Below are 15,079 nucleotides of genomic sequence, written 5' to 3' on the forward strand. Positions count from 1 at the left end.
ACAAAACTATAACGCAAAGCGTTGCTGGAAACGCCAGTAACGTCCACCTTTTGCGACTAATTCGGAATGATTTCCCTGCTCAATGATCTTCCCGCCGTCCATAACGTAAATTTTATCCATCTGCGCCAGTCCGGTCAGACGATGGGTAACCATAATCACGGTCTTGCCCGCTGTCAGCTGCTGCAACAGGGACAGAATATGCTGCTCGGTCGCGGCATCCAGCCCTTCCGTCGGCTCATCCAGCAACCACAGGTCGCCGTTGTGCAGCAGCGCACGGGCAATCGCCAGGCGTCGCAGTTCGCCACCCGACAGCGGCCGGCCGCCTTCGCCCAGCCAGGCATTTAATCCTTCTTCATTATCCAGCAGACTCTGCAGGCCGGTCTGCATTAATGCCACGGTAAGGGTTTCATCACTGGCATCGGGGCAGGCCAGCAATAAATTATCACGCAGGGTCTGGCTGAAAAGATGAACGCGCTGGGTGACAACGCTGATGCGCTGACGGAGTTGCGCTTCATCCCACTCGGCAAGCGGGACGTTGTTCAGCGCTATCTCGCCATGCTCAACATCCCAGGCGCGCGTCAGGAGGCCAAGTAGGGTGGATTTTCCGCAGCCGGTAGGCCCGAGTAGCGCGACATGTTCACCCGCCTTAATGTGCAGGGAAAACTGGTTTAACACGTTTTCCGGCCGACCGGGATAGCTGAATTCAAGCGCCTGCACGCTCATGCTGAGCGCGCCGGGCGGGACAGCGGCTGCGGAGGGGAAAACGATCGCCGGCGTTTGCTCGATGATCTCATTGACGCGCTGGGCGGCGGTGATCACCTGAGACAGGGGCAGAAAGGCACCCGCGACCGGGGCCAGCGCTTCAAAAGCGGCCAGGGCACAAAACACCACCAGCGCAATAAAGGGACCGGGAAGATGCTGCTGCGCAATGCTGTCGGCGCTGAGCCAGAGCAAGGCGGTCACCGTGATACCGCTGCACATCAGCAACAGACTCTGCGCCAGTGCCTCTAAACGTGCCTGCTGGCGCTGCGCGTTCTGCCACTGTTGTTCGCTGCTGTCCAGCCGCGCGCGCCAGGCGGAGGCGTTACCGTACAACGTCAGTTCAGCCTGGCCCGCCAGCCAGTGCATTAACTGCACGCGCCAGTGCGAACGCTGCCGGGTTATCGCCACGCCCGCCGGGGCGCCCAGGTGGTAAAACAGGGGAGGAAAAAGACAGAGCAGGGCAAGCAGGGTACCGCCCAGCAGGAGTGCCAGCTGCGGATCAATCAGGCTTAAACCGGCTGTCACCACCACAATAACGATAAATGCGCCCAGCAGCGGCGATATTACCCGCAGGTAGAGGTGATCCAGCGTATCCACATCCCCAACAAAACGGTTTAACAGATCCGCCTGGCGAAAGGCCGCAAGCTGACCCGGTGCCAGTGAAATCAATCGGCTGAAGGTGAAAACGCGCAAATGCTGCAGCACCCGGAACGTGGCATCGTGCGTGACCAGCCGTTCGAAGTAACGTGCCGCGGTACGTATAATGGCCGCGCCACGCACGCCGGCGGCCGGGAGCATATAGTTAAAACTGTACAGGCCCGCGACGCCAACAACGGACGATGCCGCCAGAAACCAGCCAGAGAGGGTGAGTAGGCCAATACTGGCCAGCAACGTAACTATCGCCAGTATAATCCCCAGCGCCAGCCGGAAGGGATGACGCAGCCACAGCCGCAGAAAAGGACGCAGAGCAGACATCAGATGCACTCCTGTTGACGATGTTGCAGCAGTGCACGGAAAGGGCCGGGCTGGGCCGTCAGTGCCTGCCAACTGCCTTGCTGTACCAGTTTTCCCGCCTCCATGAGCCAGATTTCATCCCAGTCGCGCAGCGAATCGATCTGATGCGTAATCATCAGGGTGGTTTGCTGTCGCGCGGCCTGATGAAGTGCCTGCATGACATGATGTTCACTCAGCGCATCCAGGCTGGCTGCAGGCTCATCAAGGAGCAATAGCTGAGCCGGTTTGTACAGCGCCCGCGCAACCGCAATGCGCTGTGCCTGACCAACGGACAGCGCGCTGCTGGCATCGCCCGGTGCGGTATTCAACCCGTCAGGCAGTCGTGAGAGAAACTCGTGGATGCCACAAGCCGCGATTAAGGCATCCAGACGTGCGGCGTCGAGGGGCGCGCCCATCAGGATATTTTCACGTAAGGTTTCTGCCGGTAACTGGGGATTTTGTCCGACCCAGGCAACATGCCGATGCCAGTCGCGTTGAACCAAATCGCGTAACTCAATCCCATTGGCTTTAAGCGAGCCCTGATAAGGTAAAAACCCCAGCAGCGCATTCAACAGCGCAGTTTTGCCTGCGCCGCTTTTACCGACCAGCGCGATGCGTCCGCCCGAGCGCAGAGTGAAATGTAAAGGACCACACAGGATTTTACCGCCGGGCGCGCAGACCATCAGGTTGTCAGCAACCAGCTCCAGCGGTGCGGCGGCGGCAAACGGGATAGTGCCGTTGCGCGCTTCTGACTGTGGCGTCGCCTGCATAAAGCGCTCAATGGCATCGGCGCCGCCGATGGCCTGCGCTTTAGCATGGTAGAAGGTGCCGAGATCGCGCAAAGGCTGAAAGAATTCCGGGGCCAGAATCAACACCAGAAAACCAGCAAACAGCGTAACGCCCTTGCCATAATCGCCAAAGTGCAACTCACCCAGGTAGGAAAAACCAAAATAAACCGCGACCACAGCAATAGCTAATGACGCAAAAAACTCCAGAACGGAGGAGGAGAGAAAAGCCAGCCGTAAGACGTCCATGGTGCGTTGACGAAAGTCCGTCGTGGTGGCGGCAATGGCCTGTTTTTCTGCTTCGGCCCGATGAAACAGCCTCAGCGTCTCCCGGCCGCGCAGGCGATCAAGAAAGTCACCACTCAGGCGCGCCAGGGCCAGAAAATTGCGCCGATTGGCATCGGCCGCGCCCATGCCCACCAGCGCCATAAACAGCGGAATCAACGGTGCCGTAGCCAGCAGAATCAATCCGGCGGCCCAGTTTAAAGGAAACAGCGCAATCAAAATGGCGCAGGGGATGACGGTCGCCAGCGTCATCTGCGGCAGGTAGCGCGCATAGTACGCCTGCATATCTTCTGTCTGTTCCAGCAGCAAGGTTGCCCAACTGCCGGCCGGTTTGCCCTGAATCCAGGCGGGGCCCAGCGCGGATAAACGGTCCAGAATCTGTTTGCGCAGCGCCTGGCGAATAGCCTGTCCGGCACGGAATCCTGCCTGCTCGCGCGCATAGTTCAGCATCGCCCGCAGCACGAAGCACAGCAGCAGTAACATAAACTGTGAAAGAAGCGACGGGGGCGATTGATGCGCCACAATCAACGCCTGAAGCAACGACGCCAGCAGCCAGGCCTGCAGGATAATCAGCAACGCACTGGCGGAACCCGACAGTGAGGCGAGCCGTAACCAGGGACCGGCATGATGCCGCTGTTGACGAAGCCAACGGGTAAGGTGCTGCTGCCGCGATTTGTTCATGCGAAACCCACAGTGGCGAAGACAAAGGAAAAGAGGCGAGCCCCTCCCGCCTGGCGCATGAATTTAGCATGGTGATAATAAAAAAGGCGACTGAAAAACAGTCGCCTCAAACAATTAAGATCAGGTTATTAACAACTTACTTATCGTTCTTAACCAGACCATCAAGATAACGTTCTGCATCCAGAGCAGCCATGCAGCCGGTGCCCGCAGAGGTAATGGCCTGGCGATAGATATGGTCCATCACATCACCTGCAGCAAACACACCCGGAATGCTGGTCTGGGTTGCATTGCCGTGCAGGCCAGACTGAACCTTGATATAGCCATTTTCCAGCGCTAACTGGCCGTCGAAAATCGCTGTGTTTGGGCTGTGGCCAATCGCCACAAACAGGCCAGCGACTTCCAGCGACTCGGTTTTGTCGTCCAGCGTTGAACGCAGCGTCAGTCCGGTCACGCCCATCTGATCGCCAACCACTTCTTCCAGCGTACGGTGGGTATGCAGCACAATGTTGCCGTTGCTGACTTTTTCCATCAGGCGATCGATCAAAATTTTCTCGGCGCGGAAGCTGTCGCGACGGTGAATTAAATGCACTTCAGCGGCGATATTGGCCAGATAAAGTGCTTCTTCTACCGCCGTATTACCGCCCCCGATCACGGCGACTTTCTGATTACGGTAAAAGAAACCATCACAGGTAGCGCAGGCCGAAACGCCTTTGCCTTTAAACGCGTCTTCTGACGGCAGGCCGAGGTAGCGTGCCGATGCACCTGTGGCAATAATCAGGGCATCTGCGGTGTATTCGCCGCTGTCACCGGTTAAACGGAACGGACGATTCTGCAGATCCACGGAATGGATGTGGTCAAAAATGATCTCAGTGTTAAATTTCTCGGCATGCTCATGCATGCGTTCCATTAACGATGGACCTGTCAGATCGTGCGGGTCGCCCGGCCAGTTTTCCACTTCCGTCGTGGTCGTCAGCTGTCCGCCTTTTTCCAGACCGGTAATCAACACCGGATTCAGATTCGCGCGTGCAGCATAAACGGCTGCGGTATAACCTGCTGGACCAGAGCCCAGAATGAGCAACTTACTGTGTTTAGCCGTACTCATGCGTTCCTCAGTTTCATTCGCCTGACATAGCCTGCGATTGTAGGGAATAAGCCGTGTCATTGACAACACTTGCGCGCGTTTGTTAACGATTACTGCAAACGGCGTAGACGATGATTGCACTTTTTGCCTGCGGTTTGCGCCAAAAGGGGGCAAAAATTCACGTTGTTGCACCTTATCGCCCGAAAATACTCATTTAAAAACAGGGACCCAGCGATGTGTCTGGCATCTTGTCCTGAATTTAGACATTTTACTTTGACAATCGCCTGCGCATTTGCGAAAACAGTGTGAGAAGCGAATGACATCTTCGGAACAAAACGGGTTTTGCCGCCGGGTTTTGGGCAATGTGCCGAACGAATTTTGTCGTCTGATATGAGTCATGACGCATGATGTGGACAGACAACATGCGTCATACACATAGGTGCGACCGCACTGAGACGCCGTTATTTCACTTCAAAAAATGCCCCGAACAATGAGCGTTTTCAGGGGATGGCAGGTAAAGGGAAGGAATTAAGAGAGACAATAATAATGGTAGATAATAAGAAACGCCCCGGTAAAGACCTCGACAGGATCGACAGAAATATTCTGAATGAATTGCAGAAAGACGGTCGTATCTCAAACGTGGAACTTTCCAAACGTGTAGGATTATCGCCTACACCTTGTCTTGAGCGTGTACGTCGTCTTGAACGCCAGGGATTCATCCTTGGTTATACTGCGCAACTTAACCCTCACTACCTGGACGCCTCATTACTGGTATTCGTTGAGATTACTCTGAATCGTGGCGCACCAGATGTGTTTGAGCAATTTAACGCCGCTGTGCAAAAACTTGAGGAAACTCAAGAGTGTCACCTGGTTTCTGGTGATTTCGACTACCTGCTGAAAACACGCGTGCCCGATATGTCCGCCTACCGCAAGCTGCTGGGGGAAACCCTGCTGCGCCTGCCGGGTGTAAACGACACGCGTACTTACGTGGTGATGGAAGAGGTCAAACAGAGTAACCGTCTGGTGATCAAAACGCGCTGATGCGTGGCAGGTGCAAAGCCTGTGAAATTTCGGTACACTCCTGTGAATACATACAGGACCAGCGTCGGGTGAGCCCGACGCTGTTGTTTCTTACTTTACAGGCACCTGGAGAGTTCTCTTGAGCCAGGAATACACAGAAGATAAAGACGTTTCGTTACAGTCGCTGAGCAGTGGACGCCGTCTGCTGGAAGCGTTGCTCATTCTGGTGGCGTTGTTTGCCGTCTACCTGATGGTTTCCCTGGTCAGTTTTAATCCTTCCGACCCGAGCTGGTCGCAGACGGCCTGGCACGAGCCTATCCATAATATCGGCGGTACGGTAGGGGCATGGCTGGCTGACACGCTGTTGTTCATCTTTGGCGTGATGGCTTACGCCATTCCACCGGTGATCCTTGGATTGTGCTGGATAGCCTTTCGCCAGCGCGATAATCAGGACTACTTCGACTATTTCGCCGTAGGTTTGCGCTTAATTGGCGTACTGGCCCTGGTCGTGACGACCTGCGGCATGGCTGCACTGAATGCTGACGACATCTGGTACTTTGCTTCTGGCGGCGTGATCGGCAGCCTCGTCAGCAATGCGATCTCACCCTGGTTTAGTCCTGCTGGTGGCACCCTCACTCTGCTTTGCATCTGGGCAGCGGGCATTACGCTGTATACCGGTTGGTCGTGGTTGACCATTGCAGAACGAATCGGTGGCGTGGTCATGGGCGTGCTGACATTTGCCAGCAACCGTTCACGTCACGACGAACCCTGGCAGGAAGAGGACGAGGGCGAACATCATGAAGATGATGTGCCTGTTCTTCACGCGCAGCCCCATGACGACGATGACGTTCTGCTTTCTGCGCCCCGTAAGGCGCAGCCCGATCTGGACGAGCACGATCCGCTGCTGGCTAAGGCGGCAACAGCGACCCGCGCTGCCGTCGCGGCAACCACCGACGCTGCTGAAATGCCGGTGGCACCCGTCCAGCAACCTGCTGCAGCCAGCGTGGCGTCAACCTTTACCACGGCTACCGTGCCGCCGTCAGCCCCATCTGCAGCCCAGCCTGCGGTTGCGCCCGTGAATACTGTCGCCGCGCCCGCCCAGGAAGCGGCTGTACCTCATCCTGCTCCAGAGCGTCATTTTGCACCGCGTGATCCTGTTCCGCAGGATAAACCGGTCAGTGAACCGCCTCTGTACCGGTTTGAAATGCCGGATGAAACACCCGCATCCTCAGCACCCTTTACGGCCTATGAGGATGATGCGCCGAAGATGGGCAACTGGCGCGAGGCAGCCTCTGCCGCAACCCTGAGCAGTGCGGTAACGGCAGGCGCGGCAGGCAAAGCCGCGGCCTCGATGTCGCCGCTGTTTGAACCGGTGCCTGAAAATCAGGCGAATCCACAGGTGAAGCAGGGGATAGGTCCGGCGTTACCGCGGCCAAACCCGGTTAAATTACCGACCCGACGCGAATTGGCGTCTTACGGAATTAAACTTCCTTCCCAGCGCATGGCAGAAGAGAAAGCCAGACTGTCTGAAGCCCCGGCGGCTCCACAGGCTTCCGATCAGCCGCATAATCCAGACTGGTCAGCGGAGGAGCAGGATGCCCTGCAACAGGCTGAGTTACGTCAGGCGTTTCAGTCTGAGCAGCAACAGCGTTATGGCGAGAGCTGGCAACAGGATGAACAGAGTGAAGACGATGAACAGGCTCTAGAGCAGGCATCCCTGGCCCGTCAGTTCGCCGAGCAGCAGCAACAGCGTTATGAGACCGAACCTGCCAACAATGCGCCGGTATTCAACCTGGACACGTCTGCGGCCTTTGATTTCTCACCGATGAAAGATCTGGTTGACGACGGCCCGGTTGAGCCGCTGTTCACCATTGCGGCAACGCCGGAAACGGATGAGGTCGCTGCAAAACATGAGCCGTGGCAGCAAGTACAGGCTGCGCCGACGCATGCGGCCGCGCAGAGAAGCATGCCGACGCAGAACGTTGCGTCGGATACCTTCGCGGCACCTGTCGAGCAGCCCGAACCTGTGGAAGAGGCGAAGCCGTCGTTGCATGACAGCCTGATTCATCCTTTCCTGATGCGTCATGAACAGCCGCTGGAAAAACCCTCTACGCCGTTGCCTTCTCTGGATCTGTTAACCGCACCGCCTGCAGAAGAAGAGCCGGTTGACATGTTTGCCCTTGAGCAGACGGCGCGCCTGGTTGAATCACGCCTCGGCGATTATCGTGTTAAGGCCGAGGTCGTCGGCATCTCTCCCGGCCCGGTCATTACTCGCTTTGAACTGGATCTGGCGCCGGGCGTGAAAGCCGCGCGTATTTCTAACCTGTCGCGCGATCTGGCCCGTTCACTGTCCACCACGGCGGTGCGCGTTGTTGAAGTGATTCCGGGTAAGCCCTATGTCGGACTGGAATTACCGAATAAGCACCGTCAGACCGTTTACTTACGTGAAGTGCTGGATTGTCCAAAATTCCGTGACAATCCTTCACCTCTGGCCGTGGTACTGGGTAAAGACATTGCTGGTCAGCCGGTAGTGGCCGATTTGGCGAAGATGCCACACTTACTGGTAGCGGGTACCACCGGTTCGGGTAAGTCAGTCGGTGTGAACGCCATGATTCTCAGCATGTTGTATAAAGCCACGCCGGAAGAAGTGCGCTTTATTATGATCGACCCGAAAATGCTTGAGCTGTCGGTCTATGAAGGCATTCCGCATCTACTCACCGAAGTCGTCACCGATATGAAAGATGCGGCGAATGCGCTGCGCTGGAGCGTTGGTGAGATGGAGCGCCGCTATAAACTGATGTCGGCACTTGGCGTGCGTAATCTTGCGGGCTACAACGAGAAAGTTGAGCAGGCTGAGGCGATGGGTCGTCCAATCCCCGATCCGTTCTGGAAACCGGGCGACAGTATGGACATGACGCCGCCGGTGCTGGAAAAACTGCCTTACATTGTGGTGATGGTGGATGAGTTCGCCGACCTGATGATGGCCGTGGGTAAAAAAGTGGAAGAGCTGATTGCCCGCCTGGCGCAGAAAGCACGTGCGGCCGGTATCCACCTGGTGCTGGCCACCCAGCGTCCCTCGGTGGATGTGATTACCGGCCTGATCAAGGCCAACATTCCAACCCGTATCGCCTTTACCGTGTCGAGCAAAATTGACTCGCGCACCATCCTCGACCAGGGCGGCGCGGAGTCGTTGCTGGGCATGGGTGACATGCTCTATATGCCGCCAAACTCCTCCATGCCGGTTCGTGTTCACGGTGCCTTTGTACGCGATCAGGAAGTGCATGCGGTGGTCCAGGACTGGAAAGCGCGTGGACGTCCGCAATACATTGAAAGCATTACAGCGGGCGAAGAGAGCGAAGGTGCGGGCGGCATCGACAGCGATGAAGAACTGGATCCGTTGTTCGATCAGGCGGTGGGTTTCGTGGTGGACAAGCGCCGCGCCTCGATTTCAGGCGTTCAGCGTCAGTTCCGTATTGGCTATAACCGCGCCGCGCGCATCATTGAGCAGATGGAAGCCCAGGGCATCGTTTCGGCACCGGGACATAACGGTAACCGCGAAGTGCTGTCACCGCCTCCTCACGATATGTAGAGCCTGAACGATAAGCTTTGAAACATAAATCAATGAGCCAGTTCTTGCTGGCTCATTGTTTTTTAGCCGTTTACCCCCATAGTTGATTAGGCTTTCGGTTTTTTCTCCTGTATTAAACGCAGGACAGCGACCAGGCTTAGTAGCGTTATCAACGGGAAACGATTTAATAAGGATTTAAGCAGATGAAATTACGCGTAATTGCCTTAGGCCTGTTGGCCGCTTTGGGTTCAGCCAGCGCTTTAGCTGATGCATCAAGTGACCTGCAACAGCGTTTGAATAAAGTAAACAGCTTCCACGCCAGCTTTACGCAAAAGGTGACCGATGGCAGCGGTGCTAACGTGCAGGATGGAGAAGGTGAACTTTGGGTCAAGCGCCCAAGCCTGTTTAACTGGCACATGACCGCGCCTGACGAGAGCGTCATTGTCTCTGACGGAAAATCGTTATGGTTCTACAACCCGTTTGTAGAGCAGGCTACGGTAAGTCTGTTAAAGAATGCTACCAGCAATACGCCGTTTATGTTAATTGCCCGCAATCAGTCCAGCGACTGGCAGCAATACAACGTTAAGCAGCAGGGCGATAAATTTGAACTGACGCCGAAGAAAAGCGACGGCAACCTCAAGCAGTTCACTATCGACGTAACGCCAGATGGCACGATTAATCAGTTCAGCGCCGTAGAGCAGGATGGACAGCGCAGTAACTACCAGCTGAAGAGCCAGAAAAACGGCCCTATCAGTCCGGATAAATTCACTTTCACCCCGCCGAAAGGCGTCACGGTGGATGATCAACGTCAGTGAGGTGGTAGTGGGCAACCTGTCCCTGGATTTCTCCAGCGAAGATTTTAAACCTCTGGCCGCGCGTATGCGGCCAGAAACCCTGAAGCACTATATTGGTCAGCAGCACCTGCTGGCTGCGGGGAAACCGCTGCCGCGCGCCATTGAGGCTGGCCATTTGCATTCCATGATTCTCTGGGGGCCGCCGGGAACAGGCAAAACCACACTGGCCGAGATTATCGCGCACTACGGTAACGCGGACGTTGAACGCATCTCTGCCGTCACCTCCGGCGTCAAAGAAATTCGTGAAGCGATAGAGCGTGCGCGCTTGAGCAAGCAAGCTGGCCGTCGCACCATCCTTTTCGTGGATGAGGTGCACCGTTTCAATAAAAGTCAGCAGGATGCCTTCCTGCCGCATATTGAAGACGGCACCATTACCTTCATTGGCGCCACCACTGAAAATCCCAGTTTCGAGCTTAATTCCGCACTGCTGTCACGCGCCCGCGTTTATCTACTGAAATCCCTGACCACAGAAGACATTGAGCAGGTGCTTGACCAGGCCATGCAAGATGCCGATCGCGGCTATGGCAACAGCGATATCCTGTTACCGAATAATACGCGCCGCATGATCGCTGAGCTGGTGAGCGGCGATGCGCGCCGTGCGCTTAACACGCTGGAAATGATGGCCGATATGGCCGAAACCAACGCGCAAGGCAAAAGAGAACTGACGCCACAGCTGTTGACTGAAGTTGCCGGGGAGCGATCTGCCCGGTTTGATAACAAGGGTGACCGCTTTTACGACCTTATTTCTGCGTTACATAAGTCTGTTCGCGGTTCAGCACCCGATGCTGCACTCTACTGGTACGCGCGTATTATTACCGCAGGGGGCGATCCGCTGTATGTCGCGCGTCGTCTGTTGGCCATTGCCTCTGAAGACGTGGGCAATGCCGATCCGCGCGGCATGCAGGTGGCGATATCGGCGTGGGACTGTTTCACCCGCGTGGGTCCGGCAGAAGGGGAGCGGGCGATTGCTCAGGCCATCGTGTATCTCGCCTGTGCGCCAAAAAGTAATGCCGTTTATACCGCCTTTAAAGCGGCGATGCGCGATGCGCGCGACCACCCTGATTTTGATGTTCCCGATCATCTGCGCAATGCACCCACTAAGCTGATGAAAGAAATGGGCCTGGGTGAAAGCTATCGCTATGCCCATGATGAAGCCAACGCCTATGCGGCGGGTGAGGTCTATTTCCCTCCGGAAATGGCACAAACACGTTACTATCATCCCACCCAACGCGGTCTTGAAGGCAAAATTGGCGAAAAGCTGGCCTGGCTTACTGAACTCGATCAAAATAGCCAGACAAAACGCTACCGCTAAAACAGACGTTGCGGTAATGTGGTCAATGTTTTCAACGCATTCCAGCTGGAATGCGTCCCTTCTTTCAACTCATAAATACACAGGATAAGCATGCTCGATCCCAATCTGCTGCGTAATGAGCCAGACGCAGTCGCAGAAAAACTGGCACGCCGAGGATTCAAACTGGATGTGGAAATGCTGCGTTCGCTCGAAGAGCGTCGCAAAGTCTTGCAGGTAGAAACTGAAAATCTGCAGGCCGAGCGTAACTCCCGATCCAAATCCATCGGTCAGGCCAAAGCACGTGGGGAAGACATCGAGCCACTGCGTCAGGAAGTGAACAGCCTGGGCGAACGCCTGGATGCTGCCAAAGCAGAACTGGATGAACTGCAAAATCAGATTCGTGACTTCAGCCTGGCGCTGCCGAATCTGCCTGCAGACGTTGTACCGCTGGGTAAAGACGATACCGAGAACCTGGAAATCAGCCGCTGGGGTGAGCCGCGTCAGTTTGATTTTCAGGTGAAAGATCATGTTGAGCTGGGCGAAGCCGCGAAAGGCCTGGATTTTGCTGCGGCGGTCAAACTCACCGGTTCACGCTTTGTCGTGATGCAGGGCCAGATTGCCCGCCTGCACCGGGCGCTCAGCCAGTTTATGATTGACTTGCATACCGAGCAGCATGGCTATCTGGAAACCTATGTGCCTTATCTGGTCAACCATGCGACCCTGTACGGAACAGGACAGTTGCCAAAGTTTGGTGAAGATCTGTTTCACACCCGGCCGCTGGAAGAAGAGTCAGAAAGCAGCCACTATGCGTTGATTCCTACTGCCGAAGTGCCGCTGACCAATCTGGTACGCGATGAAATCGTCGAGGAAGAAAACCTGCCGCTTAAGCTGACGGCTCACACGCCATGCTTCCGCTCTGAAGCAGGTTCCTATGGCCGTGACACGCGCGGGCTTATCCGTATGCACCAGTTCGATAAAGTCGAGATGGTACAGATAGTGGCGCCTGAAACCTCAATGGATGCCCTGGAAGAGCTGGTCGGCCACGCCGAAAAAGTCTTACAGCTGCTGAATCTGCCTTATCGTAAAGTGCTGTTGTGCACCGGCGATATGGGCTTTGGTGCGACCAAAACCTACGATTTAGAAGTGTGGTTACCGGCGCAGAATACGTACCGTGAAATCTCCTCTTGTTCAAACATGGGTGATTTCCAGGCTCGCCGTATGCAGGCAAGGACCCGCGGTAAGCAGGATAAAAAGCCGCGTCTGGTCCATACATTAAATGGTTCCGGTCTGGCTGTGGGACGCACGCTGGTGGCGGTGCTGGAAAACTACCAGCAGCAGGATGGCCGCATCGCCGTGCCTGAAGTGTTACGTCCTTATATGAAGGGCCTGGAATTTATTGGTTAATCGCCCGTTCTTCTCTGAAAAACCCAGCGGCTGCTGGGTTTTTTTTGGTCCGCAAGACGGATCGATGCCAAAGGACGGTATCAGAATTTATCACAAATAAACGTTATCGATATATCCCGATGCCGAAAGCGTAAAAATCTACATTATCAGTAAGATAGCTTTATTTTCCCTGACGTAAAATATGCCGCTAACTTACTGAAGATAAATAAATTAAATTGTCGGGCAGCAAAATGTGCTGCGGTGCGTTTGGCCCCGTTGACTTTAAAAAACGCAGTGGCAAACTGCGCGCAATTTCCTTCATTTCTTTTGGTTTTAATTCCCTATGTCGACCTGGTCACGTCCTGTGATACTGCTGCTTTGCGGCCTGCTGTTAATGACAGTTTCAATTGCTGTGCTGAATACGTTAGTGCCTCTCTGGCTGACGCATGATGCTCTGGCTACCTGGCAGGTGGGCGTGGTGAGTTCGTCGTATTACACCGGCAATCTGCTTGGCACGTTGCTGGCGGGCTGGCTGATTAAACAGTATGGATTTAACCGTAGTTATTATCTGGCAACTGGCCTGTTTGCGGTGGCAACCCTGTGTATGATGGTGCTGGCAGGCTTCTGGTCATGGACGCTGTTGCGTTTTAGCGCGGGTGTCGGCTGCGCCTTAGTCTGGGTCGTGGTTGAAAGCGCTTTATTGTGCAGCGGCACGGTGCGTAACCGTGGGCAGCTCCTGGCTGCCTATATGATTGTCTATTATCTGGGAACGGTTGCCGGGCAGCTACTGGTGAGCAAACTTTCCACAGAGCTGTTGAGTGTGATCCCTTGGGTAACCGCGACGGTGATTTGTGCCATTTTACCGCTGATCTTCACACAGGTTGCTGCCAGCCGTGATCCGGCTGAAGCCTTGCCGGGTGGCCGTATCTTACCCATGCTACGCCGCCGCAGTTCGCGCCTGGGCATCAACGGCTGCATCATCTCCGGGATTGTTTTAGGTTCGTTATATGGCTTGATGCCGCTCTATCTTTCCCATCAGGGCATGAGCGATGCAAACGTAGGTTACTGGATGGCTTTACTCGTTAGTTCAGGTATTGTCGGGCAGTGGCCGATTGGGCGCCTTGCCGATCGCTTTGGCCGCATGATGGTGTTGCGTGTGCAGGTATTTGTGGTAATCCTGGGCGCGATTGCGATGCTAACCAATGCCGCGATGGCACCTGCCTTGTTTGTTCTGGGGCTGGCGGGTTTTACGCTTTACCCTGTGGCGATGTCGTGGGCCTGCGAAACCGTGGCGCATCACGAACTGGTGGCCATGAATCAGGCGCTGTTACTGAGCTATACGCTGGGCAGTCTGGCGGGGCCGAGCATGACAGCAATGCTGATGCAGAGTTACTCAGACCGTTTATTGTTCGTTATGATTGCGGCAGTAGCGCTGGTTTACCTGGTGATGCTGTTGCGTAAAGCCGATCATCATGCCACGCCCGTGGCGCATGCCTGAATGCCTTCTGCAGAGGGCAGCACTGTGCCTCGTTGTTGCATGGTGGTCAGTGCGCCTTCCTGAAAGGTTCCTGCGGGGCGGTAGAGATCTCCGCCCCGTTTTCAATACATGACTTCATGTCCGTAGCGGAGAAGAATGTTTTTTACCCGCTCCATCGTCTCTTTAGTGGGCGGTTTCACGCCATCAAGCTTGTACTCTTCGCCCATCGCGATCCACTTATGTTTACCCAGTTCGTGATAAGGCAGAAGCTCGATCTTTTCAACGTTCGCCATATCCTGGGTAAACGCTCCCAGGCGATGAACGGTATCGTCGTCATCTGAGTAGCCAGGCACGACGACAAAACGGATCCATGTCCGTTTGCCTTTTTTCTGTAGGTAGCGAGCGAAATCAAGCGTGCGATGGTTAGATACGCCAACCAGAATCTGGTGAACCTCGTCATTCATCTGTTTAAGGTCCAGCATCACTAAATCTGTTGCGTCCAGTAGCTCATCAATGACCGGATCGTAGCGGCGAACAAAACCATTGGTATCCAGACAGGTATGTATGCCTTCTGCCTTGCAGGCACGAAACCAGTCACGCACAAACTCAGCCTGAAGAATGGCTTCGCCACCCGATGCGGTGACGCCACCGCCAGAGGCATTCATAAAGTGACGGTAGGACAGAACGTCCGCCATCAGCGCCTCAACGGTGATTTCTTTACCGGCGTGCGTGTCCCAGGTATCGCGGTTGTGGCAGTAAAGGCAACGCATCAGGCAACCCTGGAAAAAGGTAATAAACCGGATGCCGGGACCGTCTACGGTTCCGCATGATTCGAATGAGTGGATGCGACCTATGGCTGACATTGCGATGTTTCTCCAGGTAAGCCTGCGGAGCAGGTG

General features: G+C 55.2%; 10 protein-coding genes. 6 read left to right on the forward strand and 4 right to left on the reverse strand.

Annotated features, from left to right (window positions below; all coding sequences use genetic code 11):
* Positions 1-6: 6 nt before the first annotated feature.
* The 3 genes from cydC to trxB all read right to left on the reverse strand — a co-directional run bounded on the left by cydC (position 7) and on the right by trxB (position 4,608).
* On the reverse strand, positions 7-1,737 hold the full coding sequence (gene cydC / locus DFO57_RS01500; protein WP_110015001.1) for a cysteine/glutathione ABC transporter ATP-binding protein/permease CydC: 1,731 nt from the start codon (positions 1,735-1,737) through the stop codon (positions 7-9).
* Positions 1,737-3,506, reverse strand: a complete 1,770-nt coding sequence (cydD, locus tag DFO57_RS01505) for a cysteine/glutathione ABC transporter permease/ATP-binding protein CydD (protein WP_105083073.1) — start codon at positions 3,504-3,506, stop codon at positions 1,737-1,739. The genes cydC and cydD overlap by 1 nt, the downstream gene beginning before the upstream one ends.
* A gap of 136 nt (positions 3,507-3,642) precedes the next feature.
* A complete protein-coding gene (gene trxB, locus DFO57_RS01510) occupies positions 3,643-4,608 on the reverse strand; it encodes a thioredoxin-disulfide reductase (RefSeq protein WP_014606200.1) in 966 nt (321 codons plus the stop codon).
* 525 nt (positions 4,609-5,133) lie between these two features.
* Here trxB and lrp point away from each other — a divergent pair.
* The 6 genes from lrp to DFO57_RS01540 all read left to right on the forward strand — a co-directional run bounded on the left by lrp (position 5,134) and on the right by DFO57_RS01540 (position 14,201).
* Entirely contained in the window at positions 5,134-5,628 is a 495-nt protein-coding gene (lrp, locus tag DFO57_RS01515) for a leucine-responsive transcriptional regulator Lrp (RefSeq protein WP_006118610.1), read from the forward strand.
* Between the two features lie 118 nt (positions 5,629-5,746).
* Entirely contained in the window at positions 5,747-9,196 is a 3,450-nt protein-coding gene (locus DFO57_RS01520; RefSeq protein ID WP_110015002.1) for a DNA translocase FtsK 4TM domain-containing protein, read from the forward strand.
* A gap of 182 nt (positions 9,197-9,378) precedes the next feature.
* On the forward strand, positions 9,379-9,990 hold the full coding sequence (gene lolA / locus DFO57_RS01525) for an outer membrane lipoprotein chaperone LolA (RefSeq protein WP_013025229.1): 612 nt from the start codon (positions 9,379-9,381) through the stop codon (positions 9,988-9,990).
* Between the two features lie 7 nt (positions 9,991-9,997).
* Positions 9,998-11,341, forward strand: coding sequence for a replication-associated recombination protein A (locus tag DFO57_RS01530; RefSeq protein WP_026021039.1), 1,344 nt, complete (start codon positions 9,998-10,000; stop codon positions 11,339-11,341).
* Positions 11,342-11,431: 90 nt separating this feature from the next.
* A complete protein-coding gene (gene serS, locus DFO57_RS01535; protein WP_015700658.1) occupies positions 11,432-12,724 on the forward strand; it encodes a serine--tRNA ligase in 1,293 nt (430 codons plus the stop codon).
* A gap of 322 nt (positions 12,725-13,046) precedes the next feature.
* Positions 13,047-14,201: an MFS transporter gene (locus DFO57_RS01540; protein WP_013025232.1), complete on the forward strand. Its 1,155-nt coding sequence runs from the start codon at positions 13,047-13,049 to the stop codon at positions 14,199-14,201.
* Positions 14,202-14,302: 101 nt separating this feature from the next.
* Here the strand turns inward: DFO57_RS01540 and pflA are convergent, their stop codons facing one another.
* Positions 14,303-15,043, reverse strand: coding sequence for a pyruvate formate lyase 1-activating protein (pflA, locus tag DFO57_RS01545; protein WP_014606197.1), 741 nt, complete (start codon positions 15,041-15,043; stop codon positions 14,303-14,305).
* Between the last annotated feature and the right edge of the window lie 36 nt (positions 15,044-15,079).

Source organism: Pantoea sp. AG702 (assembly GCF_003182295.1).
GTDB lineage: Bacteria > Pseudomonadota > Gammaproteobacteria > Enterobacterales > Enterobacteriaceae > Pantoea > Pantoea ananatis.

What these genes read in the sequence shown, in the direction of transcription:
- cydC (WP_110015001.1), bottom strand. Translation starts at nt 1,737, where the DNA reads ATGTCTGCTCTGCGTCCTTTTCTGCGGCTGTGGCTGCGTCATCCCTTC.
- cydD (WP_105083073.1), bottom strand. Translation starts at nt 3,506, where the DNA reads ATGAACAAATCGCGGCAGCAGCACCTTACCCGTTGGCTTCGTCAACAG.
- trxB (WP_014606200.1), bottom strand. Translation starts at nt 4,608, where the DNA reads ATGAGTACGGCTAAACACAGTAAGTTGCTCATTCTGGGCTCTGGTCCA.
- lrp (WP_006118610.1), top strand. Translation starts at nt 5,134, where the DNA reads ATGGTAGATAATAAGAAACGCCCCGGTAAAGACCTCGACAGGATCGAC.
- lolA (WP_013025229.1), top strand. Translation starts at nt 9,379, where the DNA reads ATGAAATTACGCGTAATTGCCTTAGGCCTGTTGGCCGCTTTGGGTTCA.
- serS (WP_015700658.1), top strand. Translation starts at nt 11,432, where the DNA reads ATGCTCGATCCCAATCTGCTGCGTAATGAGCCAGACGCAGTCGCAGAA.
- DFO57_RS01540 (WP_013025232.1), top strand. Translation starts at nt 13,047, where the DNA reads ATGTCGACCTGGTCACGTCCTGTGATACTGCTGCTTTGCGGCCTGCTG.
- pflA (WP_014606197.1), bottom strand. Translation starts at nt 15,043, where the DNA reads ATGTCAGCCATAGGTCGCATCCACTCATTCGAATCATGCGGAACCGTA.